Below are 23,524 nucleotides of genomic sequence, written 5' to 3'. Positions count from 1 at the left end.
GCGTTTCGGATTCTCGGCAATTCCAGCGTGAGAATCGTATTCCGGATTAGCCTCAGTTTCCCGAGGTTGTCCGGATCCATAGGGTAATTTGGCCACGTGTTACTGAGCTATCTGCTGCGGGTCTAACCCGCGCAACTAGCATGGCTAAATCGGACTCCAATAGCAATGACCTCCGGCAGGATCAACCGGAATGCTATTCCCCAGCGAAGCTGGGGGTTGGCGGTGAATGTAGGTACACACTCACACTAAATGGGTCCACACGTTCGATGACGCTGGTCGAATGACCGATCGGGCGTCACCGAACTGTCAAGGCTAACATCAGATCCCATCTGTACGGCGGACCGCAGGGGTGGGATCCTCATTTCCTGCGTATTAACTCATAACCGCTGGTGTATACTTAAGGCCTGCGAACCACGTCGCCGAAGGTAGGTAGTACCAACCACATCTGAAAGAAAGAGTGGAAATATTATATATCGTCGCTCAGTGCGTTTCTTCCCCCAGGATGCGGGTGACCCCCCGTGTGCGAAATGAATTCTATAACTCCGTCAAGCAGATACCCCGTGTGCAAAATGAATTACAGACCGACCTCAATCGCGGCCCTGTATGCGAAATGGGTTTGCTGCCGTATCGACCGAGCACCCCGTGTGCGAGATGAATTTTTCATGCCTGGACGACAGACAGTCGTCGATTGGCAGTTATAATTCGAACATAGTGGTGCACGCGCGTTCGCGTGCGCGATTGCTGGCGAGACAACAACAGTTAGTCGCCCTCGAAGAAGTCATCGGTTTGCGCGTTGACGACGGACTCGACTAGGTCCTCGTTGTCCTCAATCGCCTCGAGTCGGATATCCTCTTGTAGCGTTTCTGCGACCACTCTCGGATCGTCAACGAAGGTGTATTCCTTATGGACACCACTTCCATATCCTCGACCGCGCTTTTCGGACGTGACGAAGTTGTACGTCTCCGCTTCGGTCATGTACCGGAGGTACGAATCGCGCGACTTTTTGTCTGCGTCCAGAAGTTCGGCGATGTACTGGTAAACGCGAAACGCCACTGTGCTGGGGACGGCGTTTAGATTCCGTTGCGAGTAGACGGGAACGATAGCGGTTGCATAAAGAGAGAGCTTCTTTTGCGCCGAGAGGCCTTGCATCTGAGTGAGCGTCCGATCGCGTTCGGCTTCCTTCTGGGCATCGCGGACGTGCTCTTCGCGAACCGTTCCCTCACCGCATCGATCTGCGAGCTCGCCCGCCTTTCGGAAGAGATCTATCGCCTTCCGCGCGTCCCCGTGATCTTGTGCCGCGAACGCCGAGCTGAGGGGAATGATACCGTCCTCGAGGACGCCATCCCGATACGCATCACGTCGCCGGTCTAGAATCGCCTGCAGTTGGTTCGCGTCGTAGTCCGAGAATACGACATCTTGGGGATTGAACGAACTTTCCGCCCGTCCGTCGAGGTTCTCCATAAACCGAGGATCGTTCGTCAGCGCAGCGACCGAGATATCACCCTCGATCCGACCGAGTTGTGAGGCTCGGGAAAGCTGATAGAGGAGCTTCGAGTACGCCGGCTCATCGTTCGGATCTCGTTGTCGACCGGCGAGGAGGTCAACTTCGTCGAGGATAATAATGACTGAATCGAAGTACTCGCTCAGGAGTTCGTAGAAGCGGCGCAACTTCTGGTCGGTAGAGATACCGCTCTCGGGAATATCCGCCGCGACGCCGGCTTCGGCGGCTGCGTTTTCGACGAGTCGATAGACGGCTCGATCGTGGGATTTGATCGTCTGACAGTTGATCTGGACGACACCGAACCGAATATCCTGTGTCGTCGCGAGATCGGAAACTTGTTCGCAGACCGCGTTAATGATCAGCGATTTCCCGGTCCCCGACGGCCCGTAGAGGAGCATATTAGGTGGACGGTTTTCCTGCAGTATCGGCCGGAGGTACGTGATAATGTCGTCCAGTTGTTGGTCGCGACCGACGATTCTGTCCTCATCGATGACGGTGTCGGGATCGAGCAGCCCTTTGTCCCGAAAGACGGAGTTCTGGACGCCTTCTTGAAGACGTCCTTTGATAGATTGCGAGAGAGACTGCTGGTCGTTGCCATCAGCCATAGTACTCGAGTGTGAGCCATTCCATAAGTAAATGTGGGAAACCGTGTGCGAGATCAAATGCGGTGATTTCTCCCCGTAACACCCACTATACACGAAAAAAGGGACATCGTCTCCAAACCGTGGACAAAGTCAAATCGAAGCGAGACACCCCGTGTGCGAAATGAAAATGCGTCGTGATAGGCGTTCTCAATCTCATCGGTTGAGAGGAGAAACACGGATGGAAGCCAAAGCGGGACGAGACGAAGGTGGAGGCCGATAACCCCCTCACCCCGTGTGCGAAATGAAATCCGTGATGAGGAAGGGAACAGAAACTCGTGCGTCCGTCCTAATTACGGCTGATATCAGATTTTCAGACGATAGAGAAGATCTATAACCGTTACAAGGATAAGACTATCATCAGGAAAAGATTTATTATCTCTCTGTAGAAACAGCAACCGTACTGCACCTTACACATAATATCATAATACAGATATTTGGGATTATGCTCTTGTCCTCCAAATCATGTTGTTGGGAAATAGATCGCTGATATCTTCCGTCTCAATGCCAATTCAGCGCCAATATCTGTATTCATCCCGTTTTCACAACCGACCATCCGTCTTCCACGATCTGAGAATTCATTTCGCACACGGGGTGTGGGGGTCATCTTTCCCCTTCCTTTTCCTTCTCTTCCTCTTTTACTCTTGAACAACTTCCCAAACCGGCCTTGTCCTCTCGTGGTATATCGAGAAATCTTAGTTTTGTCTGCTTCCTGAATCGGTAGTCTCTGTACCAGTAATCAACTTCCTCCCAGTTGCCATCGCCCCTTACCATCGACGTCGAACAGCTACCCATTCCTCGACATCATTCGAGTGAAAACAGTGTCGGCGAAAGTACTGCGCTCAGGAACCGGCAATTCCACGGTACCTAGAGTGCGACTCCCCGGCGGCATTGCGATCGTCCGGGCGTACGCCTCGGAGTTCCCAGAGCACCGTCTCGCCAGGCGCGCCAAACGTGTCCGATCGGCGGGCTCAATCGGCGGAGGGTATCGTAACGCTCGCGGCACGATTGAGATCGGCGAGTTCCGAGAGACCGCTGCTGTCCTCGTCCTGTTCGCGTTTGGCAGTTCCCACGAGAGAGTCACAACCACGAGAGACCGATGCGCAAGACACACCATCCTCCGGGAACTGTTAGTGGGAGCGCCGAACACGGTCGTCGGACCCCATAACGGCGGAGCAGTACGAGGGTGACGGCGGAACGGTACGAGCGGAGCAAATAGCTATACCGCTGGTCTGCGTACCTTCACCATGATACTAGAGACCACTGATTCGCCGCTCGACGACATCGAATTCCTCGCGCGGTCGGAACACCGCGTCGTCACACTCGCGGCCCTGGCCAGGCGACCCCAGACCCGGGCTGACCTCGTGTCGATGACCGGCGTGTCACAGTCCACGATCGGGCGTACGCTTCGCGCGTTCGACGAGCGCCATTGGATCAATAGGGAGGGACGGTATTACGAGGCGACGCAATTGGGTGCGTTCGTTGCGGCGGGGGTTCAAGAATTGATCGACCGACTCGAAACCGAGCACCACCTCCGCGACGTCTGGCAGTGGCTTCCGAGCGAGACGAGCGGTTTCACCGTCGAGATGATGGCCGATGCGGTTGTAACGGTTGCCGAGTCTGACGACCCGTACGGTCCGGTGAACCGCTTCAAATCTTTGCTCCGAGAGACGAACCGGTTTCGGTTCATCGGATTCGATCTGGCGCTGCTCGAGCCGTGTATAGACGACCTTCGTCAGCGGATCATCGACGGGATGCACGCCGAGGTCATCGATCCACCGAGCGTTGTCGACCACATTCGCTCGACCCACCCGGAACAATTCGCCGAGGCCCTGGAGAGCGGTAACCTCACGGTGTGGATGTACGACGACTTACCGCCCTACGGAGTCGGCCTCTTCGATGACCGAACCGTGATCAGCGGGTACGATCCCACGAACGGCACGGTCCGCGCGTTGATCGATACCGACGCACCGGCGGCACGCGAGTGGGCGGAATCAGTGTACGAGACCTACCAGCGTGAGGTGCCGACGATCGCCATCGAAACCGATCGGGAACTGCCGCGGATGCCGTGAGCGCGGCTGATGCCGTGTGAACGGCCAATTCCGTGAGTACGGCCGAGAGTGACCGTCCGGCAGTCGGGGAGTCTGTCCGATAATTGGGACGTCTGTCCGGTAGTTAGGGCGTTTGCCGGCGGTCGAGGGCGACCGTCCGGCGGTTGAGGGTGGGCCTCGGATAATTGGTACTGATCGGAACGTTCGATACCGCCGTCCGTCAGGGTCGACGTGGTCGGCGAGTCGGCGGCGAACCGATCCGTAACGGGAGCGACGTGCAGCTCGTGCCATTCTTGCAGCCGGTGAAAGGCAGTCAGCGGTCGTCTGAAAACCATTAGATGCCTACATCTCCCCCGTTCTCGTATCTCCTTTCGGTGGTACTAATGAGCGTAGACCAAGCGACGGTTGACCCACACGAGACAGAGCACGAACTCGGACGCGGGGTGCGCCTCGGATCGCTCCTCATGGCGCTCGCGGGCGTCGCCTTCATCGGCTACGGAGTGGTTTTCCTCGCCAGGACGTTCTTCGGTAGCGGCTTCGAACTCGGAGTCGCGACACTTAATGGGGTCACACCGGCGGATCTCGATGCGATCGACCCGGCTATCATGCACTACATTACCCATCTCCACGTCGCTACCGCGGCGTTTATCATCGCCACGGGGATCGCCGTCACGGCGCTGGCGTGGTACGGAGTGCGAAGCGGGCTGCTGTGGGCGTGGGCGTCCGCGGTCGTCGCCGCCGTGGTCGGACTGGGAATCGCCCTTCCGATGCATTACATGGACCTGTTCTCCCACAGCTGGGTGACGCACCTGGGACCAATCTACCTCGCAACGATCGTATTCGTGGTGGGAGCCGGACTCTCGTACCGGGGACTTCGGTCCGAGCCCCTGCCGGCAGAATCCAGAGAGAATACCGACGCCTAGTGACTCGTTGCGACTTTTATCGAATTCCGACGGTCGTCGGATGCCGTTACATCGGTCGTTCCCGGTCGTAACGGCGTATCTAAAGGTGCTCTCACCGGCGACCGGGCCGGGTACTTGCAGGTGGCGATCGGTTTTCATCGGCTGCAAGATGGTCAGCGATAGCCGGACTGCCACGGGATACCTATCTAAACCTCTCGATCGTACCCTCTCCCGGGGAGGCGATACGATGGCGAAAGCACACAAACTTGATTGCGAGTCGGCAGCGGCCGATTGCCGGTTTATCATCCAATCGGAAGACGAAGAAGAAGCGGTCGAATTGGCCAAGAAACACATGGCGGACGTCCACGGTCAGGAGTACACGGCCGAGGAACTGCAGGAGGAACACCTGCAAGTGGTCTAACGCCGACGAAAGGGCGATGGGAGAATCAACAGACGAGTTCATCCGCAGGCGCTGAACGGGACTCGAATTCCCCGTCGGTGGAATATCCCACCTCGCCTGGGACGTCAGTCAGTGCGACGGCTGCGGACCCGATCCGGCAGGATCCGGTCGACGGCGTCTCGTCTCCAGAGTATCGGTGACCGTCGTCGCCGTCGGCCGAAATTAGCGCAATCCCGCCGTCTGTGTGATCGCCGGTCTGCTGGCGGCGTTTGATCTTCTGGTGGCGATCGAGGTGGACGAACCCGAGAATCGAGAGGGATCGCCCGCGAAGAATTGGTTCCGGCGAGAGAATCGGTCGAGAAGAAGACTTATAGCTAACTAACCGGTTAGTCAGTATATGGGCCAGTCGATATCCCGAAAGCGACCGTGGCTCGCAGCGTTACTTGCAGCACTCGTCACCGGCCTCGGACACCTGTACCTACGGCGGTGGCGTCGCGCGGTCGGATGGCTCGCCGTTTCGTTCGGTGTGACCGTCCTGTTCACCGAGCCAGCGGCGGTCGACGCGTTTGTATCTGGGACGTGGGGCCTCGGCACGCTGCTTGCGGTCGCACCGATGTTTCTGGTCGTCGGACTCAGTATCGTCGATGCGTATCTGCTCGCTTGGGCCCAGAACGCGGACGCTCGCCCGTCAAATACCGCTGGCGAAGACTCGATTCCCTGTCCGCACTGCGGGAACGACCTCGATTCGGAACTCGAGTTCTGCCACTGGTGTACGAAGCCGGTCGGCGAACTCGATCAGGACTAGTTAGAAGCGACGGACGTACCCTCACTGCTCGACTCCTGCTCTCGGCGCTCTCCGACCGCACATCACAGTTCGCTCAGCAAGACGTGCGTTACGTATTCGTCGGCGGTCCGCCTCGCCGTCGTCAGCGCGTTCCCGTCGTCTAGCACGACCGCTCGCGTTCGAGCGCCGTCGACGATCGTCATGAGCGCCCGCGCCGCGTGCTCGGCGTCGATGTCGTTGAACACGCCTTCCTGAATCCCGTGGTCGACCACCGTGCGAAGCATGTACCGAATGTACTCGTCGTTCTGCTGAAACCGATCGCTGAACCGATCCTCGTACGGCGCCTGGCTTCGCATTTCCAGCATCGCGACGAGCAGGTCTCGATGATCCTTGGGATCGACGAGCAGTTTATCGAGCAGTAAGTCGAGTCGCTGCTCCGGATCCGTCGTTTCGACGTCGTGGACGGCGTCCTTGAATTGATCGAGGAGATAGTCCAAAAACGCCGCGAGCAGGTCGTCCTTCGTATCGTAATGGTAGTGGATCGCTGCGGTCGACTTGCCGTACTCGGCGGCGATCCGTTTGATCGTGAGATCGGCGTAGCCATGCTCGCGGAGCGCGCGGTAGGTCGCACGCATGATCTCCTCGTTCGGGTCGGAGACCGTTTCTCTCGACGGATCAGCCATCGTATGGGTGTTCGGTGGGCGGCAGATAACAGTTTTGACCTGTGCGTCAGAATGTCCCCGTTCAGTACGGGTCTTCTGCTCCCGGCCGGGTCGAGGACCGAATTCGTACGGCGGTATCGAACCGATTTCGTTCCCGAACGCTTTTGACTGACCAGTTAGTAAGTCATGGACAGACCGATATGGATGACGACGCAGCAAACGAAATTTTGTGTGCGACACACCGCGCCCTCTGTACGCACGGCTACGCCGATCTCACGCTCAAACACATCGCCGCCGAAACGGACAAGAGTAAAGCCGCGATTCACTACTATTACGACAGCAAAGCGGCCCTCTTTACGGCATTTCTCGGGCACCTCTACGAACAGTACGCTGACAGGATCGAGTCGATCTCCGGGGACCGTCCGCGCGAGCACCTCCAGTCGCTACTCGACGAACTCCTCGCGACCGGCGATGAGAGTCCGGACGAGGGAATTCGAACCGCGATGGTAGAGGTCCGAGCGCAGGCCCCGTACGACGACGCGATACGAACGCAACTCACCAGGTTCGACGAGGTCTTAGCCGAAGAGATACGAACGATTCTTCAGGACGGAATCGACGACGGGTCGTTCGACGAGAGCGTCGATCCCGAACTGACCGCCGAGTTTCTCACGGCGACGATCAGCGGCGCGCATACGCGCCACGTCGCCGTCGGTTACTCGATGGATCGGGTCCGTGACGCAACGCGGCAGTACGTCGAAACACGGCTCGTCGCCGAAACGACCAAGGTGACGCCCTAATGAGGATTCGTCAGATCGTCGATTCCCTTTTCAAGGGTCCCGACGAGTTCGATCTCACGTCGGGCGAGATCGGCAAGCCGCTGTTTTATCTCTCACTGCCGATCGTCGTCATGAACCTCTTCCAGACCGCGTACAATCTCGCGGATACGTTCTGGCTCGGCCGACACAGCACGACGGCGCTGTCGGCGATCAGTTTCGCGTTTCCGATGGTCTTTCTGATGATCTCGCTCGCGCTCGGCCTCTCGGTCGCCGGTAGCGTCCTCGTCGCGCAGCATATCGGCGCCGGTAACGAGGAGAAAGCCGAGTACGCCGCCTCCCAGACGATGGCCTACGCCGTCGTCGCCTCCGTCGTGCTCGGTGTGGTCGGCTACGCCTTTGTCGACGAGTTCCTCGCCCTCCTCGGTACCGGGCCCGAAATCTCGCCGCTCGTCGCGGACTACATGCAGGTCTTCTCCGTCGGCCTCGTGTTCGTCTTCGGCTTCGCCGTGTTCATGTCGCTCATGCGCGGCTACGGCGACACGATCACGCCGATGTACGTAATGGCCGGCTCAGTCGTCCTCAACGTCGTTCTGGATCCGATGCTAATCTTCGGCTTTCAGAACAATCCCCTGTTCGGCTCTATCGGAGCCGGCGGTTTCGAAGCCTGGCTCTTCGAGCTGACGGGGTACGCCGGCTCGGGGATCGAAGGCGCCGCCATCGCGACGGTGTTCTCGCGGGCGCTCGCATTCGTCGTCGGCCTCGCGATCATGTTCCGCGGCGACCGCGGCGTCCGAATCCGGCTACGGCAGATGACGCCCGACCTTTCGTTCGGACGCAAGGTCGTCGATATCGGACTCCCGGCCTCGATAGAGGGCACCTCTCGCTCGCTGTCGATCAATCTGCTCCTGTTCGTGTTGGCCGCGTTTCCGGCCGAAATCAGCGCCGCCTACGGGATCGGGACGCGGATCTTCTCGGTCGTCTTCCTGCCGGCGCTGGCAGTCTCGCAGGGAATCGAAACGATGACCGGCCAGAACATCGGTGCCGACAAGCAGGACCGCGCTGCCGAGGCGAATCACTTCGGCGCGCGCGCCATGCTCGTCATCCTGACCGGCGTCGGTCTCGTCACCCTCGTGGCCGCGCGACCGATCGCATCAGTCTTCACGGACGACCCGGTCGTCGTGGCCGAGAGTGCCACCTTCCTCCGATACACCGCACTGACGTTCGGATTCATCGGCGTCATGCGGGCGTATACCGGCGGCTTCCGCGGAGCCGGCAAGACGCTGTTCGCCGCCGTCGTCTCGGTCGTGACGCTCGGCCTGGTCCGATTGCCCGTCGCCTGGTTCGGGGCGACGGCGCTGGGGTCCGTCGGGCTCTGGATCGCGTTCCCGATCTCGAACGTCGTCGGCGGACTCGTCGCGTACCTGTGGTTCAAGCGGGGCACGTGGCGAACGGCGGATCTCACCGACTCGAGTCTGGATACCGATGTCGCCACAACGGACGCCGCATCGGACGACTGAAACGATGTTCGGAGAACTCACACTCGCCGATCGACGTGCGAAAATCGATAGCCGTCTCGAGACGGCGCTCGAATCCGCGCGCGGAGAGTACCTGGCGCCGGCCCGAACGGTTATCGTCGAACGGGATGATCGGCGGTACGGACAGCTCGTCGCGCTCGTCTACAATTCGGTGGCGGAGACGCCGGACGACTCGTCGATACTCCGCGCGGCGACGGCGATGGAACTGTTTCGCGGCTACTGTCGCCTTCGCGAGCAGCTGCTGGGTCGGCTCGCCGGTTCGGAGTCCGATTCGGTGACCCGGACGTCGAACGCCGCGTTGCTGGCCTCGGACTACCTCCACACCGCAGCGTACTCGACGCTCAGTCCGCTCGAGGATACCGACGTGCGGCCGTGTATCGGAACGCTCGCATCCGTTTCGGAACGGATCATCGAAACGCTTACCGACGCACCGCTCGAGTCGACGCCGTCGCCGGCGGAGTACTGTTCGTTCGTCGACGGCACGGCGGGTGCACTCGGCCGCGGGGCGGCCGTTATCGGTGCGACGCTCGCGGACGTCGACGACCGCGAGAGACGGCGCTTTGCAACACTGGGACGCGGAGCCAGCGTGAGACGACGACTACGACGCGTCCTCGATGCCGACGCTGGTACCGACACCATCCGTCTCGGCTCTCCGCCACTCGACGGGCAGCACCGGATCCTCCGCCAGCACGCGCGACGGCGTCTCACGGAAGCGACTGAAGCGCTCCGAACGCTGTCGTCGACTACCGACGTCGATTCCCTCGGTGCGTTCGTCGAAGGGAGTACGCCGGTGGAGAGCGTACGGAAGTAACCGGTCCGACGCTCGATGGCGACGGGCAGGGATCGTCGAGAATCGCGAGATCGGACGGCCGTCATTCGCCGTTGGATATCAGAGATCGAGTCGAATTCGTGACGACCAGCAGGCTGCTCGTTCCCATCGCGAGCGCGGCGAAGAGCGGATTCAGGAGGCCCAGTACAGCCAGCGGAATCGCGATCGCGTTGTAGCAAAACGCCCAGCCGATGTTTCCCTTCACGCGGCGGTTCGTCGCTCGAGCGAGTTCGAAGACGGTTTCGACGGACGCGAGGTCGTCGTCGACGAGGGCGACGTCCGCCGCGTCGGCCGCCATTGCGGTGCCGCCGCCAAGAGCGATACCGAGATCGGCGGTGGCTAACGCCGGCGCGTCGTTGGTGCCGTCGCCGACCATTACCGTCCGGCCGGCCTCGTTGAACCGTTTGACCGTCTCAGCCTTCCCTTCCGGCGGAACGCCGGCGAACACCTCGTCGACGGCAGGGTGCTCGCGAAAGCGCTCTGCGGCTCGAGCGTCGTCCCCGGTGAGCACGACGACCTCGATCCCGGCGTCCGAAATCGACGCCAGCGTCTCGTCCCAGTTCGCTCGCAGATCGTCGCCGACGACGATGACGCCCTCGGCAACGCCGTCGCGACCGACGGCGACCGGTACCCGCCCCGTCTCGCGGCCGTCGGCGATTCGCTCGGCGACGGTCTCGGGTACCTCCCAGCCGCGATCGCGGAACAGGTCAGGGTGGCCGACGACGATTTCGTCCCCGTCGACGACGCCGGTAACGCCGTTGCGGTGACTGTCGAAGGACTCGACGGGATCGGCCGTCGACCCGGCGTCCGATGCGGCTTCGACCGTGCCCCCGTCGGGAACCGACCGCTCGGCAGCGATGGCCTGGCCGACCGGATGCGACGATCGCGCTTCGAGCAGCGCCGCCGTCTCGAGCAGCGCCGCCTCGAGATCGGTCTCGATGATGGTCATTTCCCCCGTCGTCAGCGTGCCCGTCTTGTCGAAGATGACGGTATCCGCGTCGCGGATCCGCTCGAAGACGCTGTCGTCGAAGACGACGATCGAGCGTTCTAGCGCGTCGCGGATCCCCGCGGCGACCGCGAGCGGCGTCGCCAGGCCGAGCGCGCAGGGACAGGAGACGATCAACACCGTGAGTCCGACCAGCAGGGCGGCGGGCCCGCTACCGAGCAGGAGATGCGCGCCCGTGACGACGACCGCGAGGGCGAGGACGACCGGCACGAAGATCGTCGCCAGTTTGTCCGCGAGCTTTTGAATGCCGTGGGAACCGCTCTGGAGGTCCCAGACGAGTTCGGCGATCCGATCGAGGCTGCTCGTGGCGTCCTCCCCGACGCGGACGGTCACCGCGCCGTCGGTCACCATCGAGCCGCCGACCACGGCGTCGCCAGCGGTTTTCCGGACGGGAAGGGATTCCCCGGTGACGACCGCTTCGTCGACGGCCGCGTCGCCGTCGACGATCTCGCCGTCAACGGGGATCCGTTCTCCGGGCCGGACCAGTATGCGATCGCCCGCCTCGAGGTCCTCGACCGTGACGTCTTCGTGCTCGCCGTCTTCGCGAACGCGACGGGCCTCGTCGACCTGGATCGACGTCAGGTCGGAGAGGCGCTCGGTCGCCTGGTCCTTGATCGTCGATTCGTAGTAGTTGCCGACCGTGACGATGACGATGATCGCGACGGTCACGTCGTAGTAGATGTGTTCGCCGCCGAGCGCGATCGACAGCGTACTGTAGAGGTAGGCGCTCACGGCCGCGATGGCGACGAGCAGGTCCATATTCGGCGACCGCGTCCGGACGCTGACGTACGCTCCCTGCAAGATCGGTTTCCCCGTGATAGCGAGGATGATCGTCGTAAGCGCCCCGATGACGACGTAAAACGGCGTGGCGAGGGAACTCGCGAGCGCGGTTTCGAAGAACTCCGCCGTCCGGTCGCCGTAGAAGAGGCCGCCGAAGTACGTGGGGTAGATGATCACGACGTACTGCAGCATCACCGACATCCCCATGAGGACGCCGACCGCGACTCGCCCCATCTCCCAGTTGTTGGCCCTGCGGCGGCTGAACGAATCGTCTCGGGAGTAGGCGCTGTAGCCGAGGCCGCTGATTTCGTCCTGAAGGTCGGCCGTCGAGACGCGATCCGGATCGTGGTCGATCCGAACCGTGTCGGTCACGTAACTCGAGTTCGCGTCGCTAACGCCGTCGATCGTCGTCGCGGCCGATTCGATAAACGCCTCGCAGGTCGCACAGTGCATCCCGTCGACTTCCAGGAACGTCGCGTCGTGATCCGGCGGCACCTCTCGATCCGTCTGCGAGTCGTCTCGAGCGCGGCGGACGTCTTCGGCCTCGATATCGTCGACGTCGCCGAGCGCATCGTAGACGTCGCGACAGCCGGCACAGCAAAACGGCTTCCCGTCGTCGACAATGTCGCTTCCCTCGACGGGGAGGTCACAGAGCGTACAGCCGGTTTCCGTCGTCTCGGTGTCTGACATGCGTTATTCGTTAGTGATTGGTACCGTGAGTTCCCGCGGTCTCGATTCCGTCGTAGAACGGCAGTTCCGGGTGTGGCACGTGGACGCCCAGACTCATCAACCCGTGCGCCAACAGGACGTACCCGAGGGCAACGAACGCGACCCCGAGCAGTCGGTGCACTCGCCGTCGGTGGTTCGCGTCGACGGCATCGATGACGGTTCCGTACGCGAAGACGGCGGGGATCGTCCCGACGCCGAGCGCTGCGAGTGCGAGCGCACCCCCGGCGGCTGAACCGATCGCGAACGCGTACAGAAACGCCGGATAGAGTATCGGACACGGTAGCAAGCCGTGAACCGCGCCCAGTCCGACGATACCGGGACCGTTTGCGAGCCGATCGACGCGCCCCGTGAGCCATCCCGTTACGCGCTCCAGCCCGGGGAGGTGAATACCGCCGGTCGTTCGTCCCAGAAAATAGTACACCCCGGTGGTCATGACGAGGCCGCCGACGACCAGGCCGACCCCGCCGCGAGCGAACGCGACGACGGACGTGAGCGTCGCAGTCGTCACGAACACCGTCCCGCCGAGTGCGCCAAACATCGCGCCGAGGAGCGTATAACTCGCCGTTCGTCCGAGGTTGAACAGCGCGTGTTGTCGGACCTCGTAGGTCGTGAGGTGGCCGTCCCGACCGCTGTTCGCCGCGCCGCCGTCCATCCGTCCCGCATAGACGGTGACGAGCGGGCCGCACATTCCGATACAGTGGGCGCCGGCGAGGACGCCGATCACGAGAAACAACAGCACGTCGACGCCGAGGAGGGTGACCAAATTCATAGCTGTGAGTCCCGGAGGGGCTACTGCTCTAGCTACCCCCTTGAGGAGGTAATGGGTTTCGTCTCGACGTTCTCAGCACCCCCGGCCATCGACCCCTTCTGTCGTATCCCGGTTTCCAAGACGGTTCGGAGCCGGTCCACCGGCTTGCACGCTAACGCGAATTGCGTCCCGATCAGATCACGATGTCATCGCTGCCGACTTCCGGTCGACGACCAGGCTCGTGATCTACAGTCCGCTCGAAAACTCACGCCGCGGGAAGCGTAATCGAAAACGTCGTTCCCTCACCGGGTTCGGAGTCGACCCAGATGCGACCGCCGTGGCGCTCGACGATGCGTCGACAGAGCGCGAGCCCGATGCCGGTCCCGGAATGCTCCTCGTGGCTGTGAAGCCGCTGAAACACCTCGAAGATGCGGTCCTGCTCGTCCGGATCGATCCCGATTCCCTCGTCACGAACCGAAATCACCCATTCTCGCCCGCGCCGGTCGGCGGAGAGATGCACTCGCGGCGGTTCGTCCCCGCTGTACTCGATCGCGTTGGAAAGCAGGTTCTGGAAGAGTTGCTGGAGCTGGCTTTCGTCGCCCGAGACGGTCGGGAGCGAGTCCGCCGTGATCTCGGCGTGACTCTCGCTGATCTGCACCTGCAGATTTTCGAGGACGTTCGCGAGCACGTCGTCTACGTCGACCGGTTCGAACGGATCGCCGCGCGTTTCGACCCGCGAGTATTCGAGCAGGCCGTCGATCATCTCGCGCATCCGCTCGGCGCCGTCGACGGCGAATCCGATGAACTCCCGTGCGTCTCCGTCGAGGTCGTCGGCGTACCGCCGCTCGAGGAGTTGGAGGTAACTGGTGACCATCCGCAGCGGCTCTTGGAGGTCGTGGGAGGCCGCGTAGGCGAACTGCTCTAAGCGTTCGTTGGACTCCTCGAGCTTCCGCTGGTACTCCTTGCGCTCGCTGATATCGCGGAAATAGACCGAGATCCCCGATTCGGATGGATAGACGCTAAACTCCAGCCACGTGTCGACGTCGTCTTCGTAGACCTCGAAGTTCACGGGCTCTTGCGTTTCCATCGCCGTCTGGAACTGCTCCCGGTAGAGCTCCGCCGACGTCTCCGGAACGACCTCCCAGATCTCCTGACCGAGCAACTCGTCCGGCGGGTGTTCGATAACTGCCGCGGCCTGGTCGTTGAGGTGCGTGAACTGCCACTCCTCGTCGAGCGCGTAGAATGCGTCGGAGATCCGACCGAGAATCTCGCTCAACTCCGTTTCGAGTTCGGCCTTTCGCTGTTCGAGTTGCCGTTCCCGCTCTTTCAGCTCCGTAATATCCTTTCCCGCGGTTACGATCCGATCGATCGCCCCGTCGGCATCGAACAACGGTGCGGCATTGATTCGAAGCTGCATCCGTTCACCGGTCGGGGATTCAAAAGTCAACTCCTCGTCGATCACCGGCTCTCCCGTTTCTAAGACGCGTCCCGACGGGGTTTCAGCCGGATCGAGCGGCTCCCCGTCCGCATCGTAAACCTTCCATTCACCGCTATCGATGGGGTTATCGGTAAACTCCCGCTCGGAGAGGTCGAACACCTCCTGCGCTCGCTCGTTCGCCATCACCGTCTCACGGTCGGTGTTCTGGACGGCGATCGCGACCGGTGCCGTCTGCAGTAGCTGTTCGGTCTGTTCGTATTGGCGGTGGAGTTTCTGCTCGCGTTCTTTCTGATCGGTGATATCGTCGATAGAGACGACGACTCGATCGCCGTCGTGCTCGCTATACTCGAGCGGTGCAGCAGTAATCGAGAGCCACCGGCGGTCGGTATCCGATAGCTCGACCTGGCACTGATACTCGGACACGGGCTCACCGGTGGCGAACACCTGCGCCGACGGCCGCTCGTCGGTCGGAATCGGGTCCCCCTCGGCGTCGTAGAGTTCCCAGGACTCGACGCCGCGGTCCTCGAGGTCGGACCGGTCGATATCGAGCCAATCGACCAGGCGTCGATTCGCCCGGACGATATCGCCGTCGCCCGTCACCACGCAGATGCTGACCGGGACGGTTTCGAGAATCTGCTCCGTGAGATCGCGCTCGTACCGGAGCCGTTGTTCGTACTGTCGCCGCTCGGTCATATCGCGGGTGACCTTCGTGAATCCCCGTAGCGTGCCGCTGTCGTCCCTAATGGCGGTAATGGTGACGTTCGCCCAGAATCGAGTGCCATCGTCCCGGACCCGCCAGCCCTCGTCTTCCACGCGACCATCCGTCATCGCGGCCTCGAGGTTCCGTTCGGGAACCCCCTCGTCGGCATCATCGTCGGTGTAAAACGTCGAGAAGTGCTCGCCGACGATCTCGTCTTTCCGGTAGCCTTTGATCCGTTTTGCGCCTTCGTTCCAGCTGACGACGGTGCCGTCCGGATCGAGCATGAAGATCGCGTAGTCTTTGACGGCGCTCACGAACGCGGCGAACTCCGCTTCGTCGGACTGCTCGAACTCGGGTCGCCACCAGACCCGCGTCGCATCGCCGATCCGTTTAGTGTGGAGCTCGCCGCGGTCAGCGAGTGCGTCTAGCCTGTCTCGTGCGATCTGGTCGGTACAATCGAGTTTTTCGGCGACTTCACCCGCGGTAGTCGGTGCAGTTGGGCGCTCTAACTGCGCGAAAACTCCCCGAACGTCCTCTTGTGTGACATTCGGCGCTGAACCGGGGATTCCCATGTGCTCACGTCTGGGGGCGACTCCATAAACGCTTGGCGTTAAGACGACCGTTCGACGTCGGTCAGACCCACGAACGCGGCGATACGACGGTGTGATCCCCAGCTATCTTTCAGTACCGTTTACCGAGGTAGTTCTCTCGGAGCGAACTAATTGCCGGCGAGACGCAAGACCAGACCCATCACGATCCGTGGAATGAACGGATAACTACACCTACTCCCTCTTCCAAATTCTTTCGGAGAACACCTCAAGGAGGATGCCGGTGAACAGCGGGGTATGAGTACGAAAGGCGAGGAATCCGAGCAAGACGTGACCAAACAGTTCCTCGTGAAGTGCGAGAACTGTCCGTTCGAACGAACGGCGACCGGACGGCACGAAGCGACGCAGGTCGGAAACGGCCATCGGCGAGAGACCAGGCACGAACTCATCGCCGTCGAGGTACCACGTTCGATCGATTCACCGTAGTGTTGCTCTACTAGTCATTTTACCTGATTCGGAAGTCGACCCCCGAACTGAAACTGGTGCGGCGATCGAAGGACCGGAACCCCCGCCTGCGATCGGCGGGGTCCGACTCGGCGTGAAGCGTCTTTCCGGTCCGGAAGCGAGTACAGCGCTACTTCGTACGGAACCGAATTACCGCAGTCGACAGTGAACAGCGGCAGCCACGTGAACATATATCGGTCAATCGGTTATCACGCCACTCGATATACGTACATATGGACCGAACAGGTCGTTAGCTATGGAAAAGTTAAAATTGGATGTTCGTAAACGGGTTATAGACACGGAACCTTACATCCTACAATGACGTACGAACACTTAGACGAAGACCTAGTAAACGAACTGCTGAGTAACGGCCGCGCGAGTCTTCGCAGCCTCGCTGAAGAGCTCGACGTTTCCGTGACGACCGTTTCGAACCACCTCTCCGATCTCGAGGAGGACGGGGTGATCAAGGAGTACACACCCCGAATCGACTACGACGCCCTCGGGTACGACGTCACTGCCGTCATGCAACTCAAAGCCGAGGGGAGTGCGCTCCCCGAGATCACCGAGACGCTCCGCGATCACCGTCAGATGATCTCCGTGTACGAAGTCACGGGCGACTACGACGTGATCGCGATCGGGAAGTTCGAAGACACGGATGACATGAACAGTCAAATCAAGTCCCTGATCACGGATCCGGATATCAAACAGTCGAACACGAGCATCGTTCTCAACGCCGTCAGCGAGAACGAACAGTTCGAACTCGAAACCGGCGGTAGTTAGCGCACCTGGGTGCCCGCCTTCGGACGGACCGACCAGGCCGGCAGCCATCGATACGCCCGCCGTCAGTCACCGCTGCCAGTATCGAGTCTCCGAGCGACGACCAGGTATCCGGCCTACTCAGCGGTGACCCGACAAACCAGCGTCGAGTGTTGAGCGGCGGCTCAATACCCGCTGCCCTCTTCGAAACACCGTCCGCAGCGATTCATCGTGGCTGACGTCGTAGCACCGTCGTCGGTTACGATCGGTACGTCGGTAGTCACTCGATCCGTGTTCGCGTCGTCCAGAAAGACGCCACACTTCGTTTTTCGAAAGTCGTCCCGCTGGCGGGGCTTGTGCACCGTGTTCGTCCGTCTGTTTACGATTCGTTCCATTACTTTTCTGTCTCGTCGGAGTTATTCCCTAAAGCTACTTCCAAACTGATTTGCACTTGCAGATACGCGCATACGCACTTAGTGCCGATTAACGCCGGTATTTCTTCACACGTGATTCAACGTTTGTGCCCATCGAAAATATATCCGTTCCCCAGTGAACTGACCGACACTGTCGACGACCGATACCGGATGGAGAGGTACGGTACAAGGTTCAAAACCCGCAAATCGACGGCTCACCCCAAGCACGGGTGCTCCGCGCGATGCGCACACCCCAAGACGGTTCGCGCGTCCGGAACGTCAGAACGGGCCGCCCGCCTCGCGGTTTACACCACCCATCCGTTGACTACCGTAACGCAGTCTCGAACTCCGAGGGATGGGGTCGACTCGAACGGACCGTCGTGAACCGTATCTAGCGCCGAATACCGATTCATATATGCGTGATGACTGTTATAAGACTGGTCGAACATAGTATCGAAGATAAGACGATTTCCGACTACAGTAAGATAGAAAACATGGATGGCGAGGTGCTCGTCTACTCGCCGACACCCGATCAAATCGATCAGCACCGAAGTAGATCGAGAAACTCGCCTGGCGAGGGATGGCTAGATTCCTTCTACCGATCGTTCGAGATCAGCTTTATCAAGCCATGATGTCGGTGTAAAAGCACAGTTGGTAGATTCGACGAATCTAATCGTCTCGGCGACATTCGTCAGCGCGTTCGAATGGCTGGTGTGGGCCGCGAGGGTGAGGATACAGCGGACGGTACGATACTCTACCCTGTATGAAACTAGTATCAGATTCAGATATCACTCTAATTTCGGAGAAAAAGATGGCAAATACGATCGACCTCCCGAGAGATGATTGGTGTGAAACCAAAATGTACGAGCTACAGTCAGCCGATCGAATAGATTCAGCCATGCTCGACGGCGGGCGTCGTCAACGATCCCCCGATTCTAGCAGGGCAATCGATAGATCGGGTATCGAACGTGAGGTGATCGGCGAGCTGAACGGAGCAACGCGTCGTGAGAGACGCCTGGTTCAGCTAGCGGAGACTCCAAGCGAGTCAACCGAGGTCTACTCTGCAACGCGACCGATTGCTGTCGTGCAGAACATGAGTTCAAGCAGGCTCGAAAGCAGAGACGCGATGGGTTCGACATCGCCGGACAATCCGGACGCCACACGGTCTCGACGAACCGATATCGACGCTGGAGTCTGCTGGCGTCGGTCGATGCAGAACGTGACGGCTGAGACGAGACCGGCGGAAACGTCTCGCGGGCGGACGCTACGGCGACCGCTACGGTGTCGAACTTGGCGGAGATCGTTCGAGCGATGAACGACCGATCGGTACGATCGGTGCCCGCTCGACTCTTCGAGGGAGGCTCGTATCGGGAATAATATCGACTCCGCCGATCACCGACCGACTTTCCGTCCGATCGTTGAGAGCCGGTATTACCGGACGAACGATCCGCTGCTCGATCGGGAATGATTGTCGCTTCCGGTATCGAGTATCGGTATGGATTACAACCATATGTGTGTAAATAGGCAGTCCGATCCGGACGACCTCGGGTGATCGATGCAGTCAACGGGATCGCTGAGTACCGGCGGGCCGACCGATTCGTCATCGGTAGACGGCCGTTCTCAGCGCAGTCTCGGGGAGTCCGCCAGGTATTTCCGGTGGCCATTGTCGACCGTTGTCCGGAAATATCGGACTAGACGTATGTCATGTTACTCACGGTGCCGTCCGTCGTGTGCAGTACGTGCTTCAGGACCCGCTGCTCGAAGGGTTGGATCGTCGTCGAACCGATTCGACGGCCCGAGACGCTGACCGCGAACGGAGCCGCTGCCTGCAGGAATCGTGTAGTACTGTAGTACGCCGTCGCGGTTCACGAGTTGTTCAGATCAGGCAACGTCCGGAGGTGGTCGTGGACGGTACTCCTCAATGACGCCAGTTCGTCGGGTACCTCCGCGAGGCCGGCCCCATTGTTGTCTCGGAGCCTCGTCTCTCGAAGCACGTCGCCGCAGCCTTCGGTGGATACTGAGTCGATTTCGCCGCTCGATATCGCATGGATATGTCTAACGGATCAACGATTATCCGGCAGTACCGGATAGAGCGTCTCGATCACCGCCGGCAGTACGGTGTCTCGCCGTTCGGAGATCGGGCGACCGAGTGGAAAGGCGCGGTGGGACGCGATCGGCCGGCCCTTCCGTTGGCACCTCGTCACGAATAGATCGAACCGTGGATCGAATCGTGCCTGGCTGCTGGCCTGGACTCGACGGATCCTCCGCGGTCCTTCAATACAGCAGACGGCGCTATCCCGGCCGATATCGACGAAAGCGTATTCGAAGCGGTTTCAACCACGATGTTTATATATTATAGTCCATACTGGCTGAATATGGCAGGTAGTGACAGCCATTCGAAGGCTGATAGAGGCGCGATCGCTCGGTATACGTCACGGCGACGATTCCTCACTGCGGCCAGTGTGGCCGGCGTGACCACCACCGTCGCGGGATGTATCGGCGGTGGCGACGACGATCCAGCCGCCCCCGATGAGCGCCCCGAGTACAACGGCGAAGAGGTGACCGTCGAGTGGAGTACGGCGCCGCTGTTCGGCAACGAGGAGGAAGCGCTCCAGGAAGCGCTGTCTGACGCCGGACTCCACCAGAACATCACGGTCGACTTCACGACGACCGTCTGGGGCGCCGACGATTTGCAGGACCGATACAACCAGATTCTCTCCGCGGGACGCTCGACGCCGGACTTCATGTTGACGAACTTCGCGTACACGGGAGCGTTCGCCCCCCGCGGCTGGCTGATGGACATGACGAACGTGCTAACCGACGACAAGCACGACGAACTTGAAAACGACTACCACCAGACGATGGTCGACGCGATGCGCTGGGACGGTGGTATCTACGGCATTCCGCTGTTCGTCGACATTCCGACGATTCTGTATCGGAAAGACCTGATCGAGGCGGCCGGGTACGATCCCGAGGGCGAAAACTGGGCGACCGAACCGATGTCCTGGAACGAGTTCTCCCAGATCGTCAGCGATGCCAAAGAGCGACACGGTGCCGATCACGGCTACACGACGACGCTCAACCAGCGGACGATCGGTCACCAGACCGGGTACGAGAAGGTGGTCACGTACGGCGGGAACTACTTCGGCGACATGTCGAACCAGCACGGGCCGATCGGCGACCGCCCGATTACGATCGACGAGGAACCCATCGTCGAGGCGCTCCGCGCGATGCGCACGATGATGCACGGCCAGAGCGATGAGCACGCCATCGACGGGATGGCCGGTGATATTCTCCCCGCCGAGGCGCTGGGCTGGGACACGACGCCGTCGACGGAGTCATTCGAGGCCGGCGAAGCGATCGCTCACCGGAACTGGTCGTACGCGATCGCCGACTTCGGCGGCGACGACGGGTTCGGTGAGAACCTCGGCGCGATGCCGTTCCCGTACGGCGCCACCACGGACGCGGCGACCTACGACGGAACGGGCGGCACCAACGCTACGCTCGGCGGCTGGCACCTCTCGGTCAACCCGAACACGGAGAACCTGGCGGCGACTCTGGAGGTCATCGACGCGATGACGTCCGACGAGTTCTACCTCCGGATCTTCGAACTCACCGGCTCTACCCCGCCCAAACCGGAACTCTATGAGTCCGATCGGGCACAGGACGTCGACGTGATGAACCGGTACCTCGACACGCTCCAACTCCAGTCCGAGAACCAGTGGGTCCATCCGATCAATCAGGTTTGGGACCTCCAGCGCGAGCCGATCTCCGAGCAGTTCCACGCCTGCCTCAACCGAGAGACGTCACCCGAGGACGCCGTCGCTGCAGCCCAAGACCAGGTCGAGCAGATCGAAAACCAGCACACCTGAGCGGACGATTATCGGTATTTACAGAAAAATATAAATAGATATGTTTGATCATGCTATTTGTGAACGATAGCGTTCGACAACTATGAGAGCAAAGATACGACAGCAGGTAAAGCCGCTCCTCTATCGGATCGAGCGCTTGGACGAAGACAAGTACGGGTATCTCCTGATCTCCCCGATGTTCATCGCGCTCTCGATTCTCGCGTTCTACCCGCTGCTCCGAACTCTGTGGGTGTCGATCCACGGAAACGATCTCTACGGGCGAACCCCGATTGGGGAGTTCGTCGGGATGGATAACTACGCGGCTATCCTGACTGGCGACGCGAACATCATCATGCCCTACCCGTTTTTCGACTCGGGCGATCCGTTCGGAAGCGCGCTCGTCGTGACGCTCGTAATCACCGCCGCGAGCGTCACGATCGGGACGGTGATGGGACTCGGGATGGCGGTGATTCTCAACAAGGAATTCCGCGGCCGGGCATACGCGCGCATGATCGTTATTCTCCCGTGGGCGATTCCGATCGTCATCCAGGGAATGATGTTTTATCTGCTGTTCCAGCCCTCGATTAGCTTCCTGACTGCGCCGCTGCACGATCTGGGGCTCGTCTCGAGTAATCCGCTGATCAGTACGCGCGACTCGATCATCATCATGATTCTCGTCGACGCCTGGCGGCGGATCCCGTTCATCGCGTTGATCATCCTGGCGGGACTGGCCAGCATCGATCAGAGCCTGTACGACGTCGCCAGGGTCGCGGGCGCGTCCAAATGGCAGCAGTTTCGGATGATCACGTTTCCGCTGATCAAGCCGGTCGTGTTCATCGGGATGATCTTCTACACGATCAGCTCGATGAAGATCTACGGCGTCGTCGAGGCGTCGGCCGGGTGTCGGACGGTTCCGACGCTATCGTGTCTGGTCGTCGAGACGTTCAGGCAGCAGCGCTGGGGGACCGCCTCGGCGGTCGCGTTCATCACCGCGATCCTCATCGGCGCCATCGTGACGGTGTACCTGGTGCAGTTCCGTTCGGAGGTGAGCGGCGGTGAGTAACCGTGCGGGCTACGACGGACTCGCCGGTCGAATCGTCGAGTTCCTCGTACACAACCCCACCGACGTGTACAGGATCCTGTTCTACGTCGCGCTCACCGGATTCATCATCGTGACGTTGTTCCCGATCTACTGGCTGTTCGTGCTCGCGCTGACGCCGGAGAGCGAGCTGTACCGGATGGGAATCATCCCGGAGGGGGCCAACGTCGCGGTGTTCGTAGAGGTCATGCAGCAGTACCCGCTGCACCGGTACATCTTCAACAGCATCGTGATCGCTCTGATCACCGTGGCCGTCTGCCTGGTGATCGGAAGCCTGGCGGGCTATGCGTTCGGCCGGGTCGACTTCCGGGGCAAGGGGCCGCTGATGCTCCTGTTGCTCATCGTCTCGTATTTCCCGGGAATGACGTACCTGATCCCGCTGTTCGAACTGCTCACGGGATCGATGTCGACGATGGGGCTGCAGTCGCCGGACCTGTACAACACGCCGTGGGGGATGGTGTTCCCCTTTACCATGCTGAGTCTGCCGATCTGCATCTTCATCCTGACGACGTTCTACAGTCAGATCCCCGACGGGCTGGAAGACGCCGCCAGGGTCGAAGGAACGACGCGGCTCGGTGCGCTGTTCAGGGTGATCATTCCCCTGTCGGCGCCCGGCGTCGCGACGGCGGCGATCATCGTGTTCATCGGCGTCTACCGGGAGTTCTTCTTCTCGTTCATGATGACCGACGGCTCGGTCGACAACTGGGCCGTGCTCGTGTACGGGATTTTGAACTTCCAGCAGCAACACACCGAGGTGTACAACCTGATGGCCGCCGCGAGCATTATCGGCATCCTGCCGGTCGCGCTGTTGGTCATCGTGGCACAGAAACACATCGTACGAGGATTGACGCAAGGCGGACTAAAGGAGTAA

Annotated in this window: 18 protein-coding genes and 1 rRNA gene; 12 read left to right on the top strand and 7 right to left on the bottom strand. The window is 60.5% G+C overall.

What is annotated here, in order from left to right; all coding sequences use genetic code 11:
• From BMY29_RS19590 to BMY29_RS21295, 3 genes are all read right to left on the bottom strand, one after another.
• Positions 1–192: ribosomal RNA gene (locus BMY29_RS19590) — 16S ribosomal RNA — on the bottom strand; the annotation flags it as partial.
• A 567-nt stretch (positions 193–759) separates the two neighbouring features.
• Complete coding sequence (locus BMY29_RS19585) at positions 760–2,106, bottom strand: orc1/cdc6 family replication initiation protein (protein ID WP_049991989.1); 1,347 nt, start codon at positions 2,104–2,106, stop codon at positions 760–762.
• Between the two features lie 639 nt (positions 2,107–2,745).
• On the bottom strand, positions 2,746–2,916 hold the full coding sequence (locus tag BMY29_RS21295; protein ID WP_160290126.1) for a hypothetical protein: 171 nt from the start codon (positions 2,914–2,916) through the stop codon (positions 2,746–2,748).
• A gap of 473 nt (positions 2,917–3,389) precedes the next feature.
• Here BMY29_RS21295 and BMY29_RS19580 point away from each other — a divergent pair, with 473 nt between their 5' ends.
• The 4 genes from BMY29_RS19580 to BMY29_RS19565 all read left to right on the top strand — a co-directional run bounded on the left by BMY29_RS19580 (position 3,390) and on the right by BMY29_RS19565 (position 6,300).
• Complete coding sequence (locus BMY29_RS19580; RefSeq protein ID WP_049991988.1) at positions 3,390–4,214, top strand: helix-turn-helix transcriptional regulator; 825 nt, start codon at positions 3,390–3,392, stop codon at positions 4,212–4,214.
• 362 nt (positions 4,215–4,576) lie between these two features.
• A complete protein-coding gene (locus BMY29_RS19575; RefSeq protein WP_049991987.1) occupies positions 4,577–5,116 on the top strand; it encodes a hypothetical protein in 540 nt (179 codons plus the stop codon).
• A 226-nt stretch (positions 5,117–5,342) separates the two neighbouring features.
• The gene (locus tag BMY29_RS19570) at positions 5,343–5,516 is read left to right on the top strand and encodes a DUF1059 domain-containing protein (RefSeq protein ID WP_074854867.1); all 174 of its coding nucleotides are present in this window, start codon (positions 5,343–5,345) and stop codon (positions 5,514–5,516) included.
• Positions 5,517–5,892: 376 nt separating this feature from the next.
• Complete coding sequence (locus BMY29_RS19565; RefSeq protein ID WP_049991986.1) at positions 5,893–6,300, top strand: DUF7575 domain-containing protein; 408 nt, start codon at positions 5,893–5,895, stop codon at positions 6,298–6,300.
• 62 nt (positions 6,301–6,362) lie between these two features.
• Here the strand turns inward: BMY29_RS19565 and BMY29_RS19560 are convergent, their stop codons facing one another.
• Positions 6,363–6,962: a TetR/AcrR family transcriptional regulator gene (locus BMY29_RS19560; RefSeq protein ID WP_049991985.1), complete on the bottom strand. Its 600-nt coding sequence runs from the start codon at positions 6,960–6,962 to the stop codon at positions 6,363–6,365.
• A 179-nt stretch (positions 6,963–7,141) separates the two neighbouring features.
• Here BMY29_RS19560 and BMY29_RS19555 point away from each other — a divergent pair, with 179 nt between their 5' ends.
• The 3 genes from BMY29_RS19555 to BMY29_RS19545 are packed head-to-tail and all read left to right on the top strand — an operon-like array spanning position 7,142 to position 10,063.
• Positions 7,142–7,738, top strand: coding sequence for a TetR/AcrR family transcriptional regulator (locus BMY29_RS19555; RefSeq protein WP_049991984.1), 597 nt, complete (start codon positions 7,142–7,144; stop codon positions 7,736–7,738).
• The gene (locus BMY29_RS19550) at positions 7,738–9,234 is read left to right on the top strand and encodes an MATE family efflux transporter (RefSeq protein ID WP_049991983.1); all 1,497 of its coding nucleotides are present in this window, start codon (positions 7,738–7,740) and stop codon (positions 9,232–9,234) included. Before BMY29_RS19555 ends, BMY29_RS19550 begins: the two co-directional genes overlap by 1 nt.
• A gap of 4 nt (positions 9,235–9,238) precedes the next feature.
• Positions 9,239–10,063, top strand: a complete 825-nt coding sequence (locus BMY29_RS19545) for a polyprenyl synthetase family protein (protein WP_049991982.1) — start codon at positions 9,239–9,241, stop codon at positions 10,061–10,063.
• A gap of 61 nt (positions 10,064–10,124) precedes the next feature.
• Here BMY29_RS19545 and BMY29_RS19540 read toward each other — a convergent pair whose 3' ends face one another.
• The 3 genes from BMY29_RS19540 to BMY29_RS19530 form a co-directional block, all read right to left on the bottom strand.
• Entirely contained in the window at positions 10,125–12,557 is a 2,433-nt protein-coding gene (locus BMY29_RS19540; RefSeq protein WP_049991981.1) for a heavy metal translocating P-type ATPase, read from the bottom strand.
• 10 nt (positions 12,558–12,567) lie between these two features.
• Positions 12,568–13,365 (bottom strand): sulfite exporter TauE/SafE family protein, encoded by a 798-nt coding sequence (locus BMY29_RS19535; RefSeq protein ID WP_049991980.1) that lies wholly within the window; start codon positions 13,363–13,365, stop codon positions 12,568–12,570.
• Between the two features lie 244 nt (positions 13,366–13,609).
• Entirely contained in the window at positions 13,610–16,054 is a 2,445-nt protein-coding gene (locus BMY29_RS19530; RefSeq protein ID WP_049991979.1) for a PAS domain-containing sensor histidine kinase, read from the bottom strand.
• A 273-nt stretch (positions 16,055–16,327) separates the two neighbouring features.
• On the opposite strand from BMY29_RS19530, the gene BMY29_RS19525 reads away from it, so the two are divergent.
• The 5 genes from BMY29_RS19525 (at position 16,328) to BMY29_RS19495 (ending at position 23,524) form a co-directional block, all read left to right on the top strand.
• Complete coding sequence (locus tag BMY29_RS19525) at positions 16,328–16,516, top strand: hypothetical protein (protein ID WP_049991978.1); 189 nt, start codon at positions 16,328–16,330, stop codon at positions 16,514–16,516.
• A gap of 336 nt (positions 16,517–16,852) precedes the next feature.
• Positions 16,853–17,314 carry an HTH-type transcriptional regulator Lrp gene (lrp, locus tag BMY29_RS19520; RefSeq protein WP_049991977.1) on the top strand — a complete coding sequence of 154 codons (462 nt, stop codon included), beginning with the start codon at positions 16,853–16,855 and terminating at the stop codon, positions 17,312–17,314.
• Between the two features lie 2,764 nt (positions 17,315–20,078).
• Entirely contained in the window at positions 20,079–21,575 is a 1,497-nt protein-coding gene (locus BMY29_RS19505) for an ABC transporter substrate-binding protein (protein ID WP_049991974.1), read from the top strand.
• A gap of 82 nt (positions 21,576–21,657) precedes the next feature.
• Positions 21,658–22,617, top strand: a complete 960-nt coding sequence (locus tag BMY29_RS19500; protein WP_049991973.1) for a carbohydrate ABC transporter permease — start codon at positions 21,658–21,660, stop codon at positions 22,615–22,617.
• The gene (locus tag BMY29_RS19495; protein ID WP_049991972.1) at positions 22,610–23,524 is read left to right on the top strand and encodes a carbohydrate ABC transporter permease; all 915 of its coding nucleotides are present in this window, start codon (positions 22,610–22,612) and stop codon (positions 23,522–23,524) included. Before BMY29_RS19500 ends, BMY29_RS19495 begins: the two co-directional genes overlap by 8 nt.

Origin of the sequence: Natrinema salifodinae (genome assembly GCF_900110455.1) — an archaeon.
GTDB lineage: Archaea > Halobacteriota > Halobacteria > Halobacteriales > Natrialbaceae > Natrinema > Natrinema salifodinae.
This window is presented reverse-complemented; position numbering and strand designations above follow the sequence as displayed.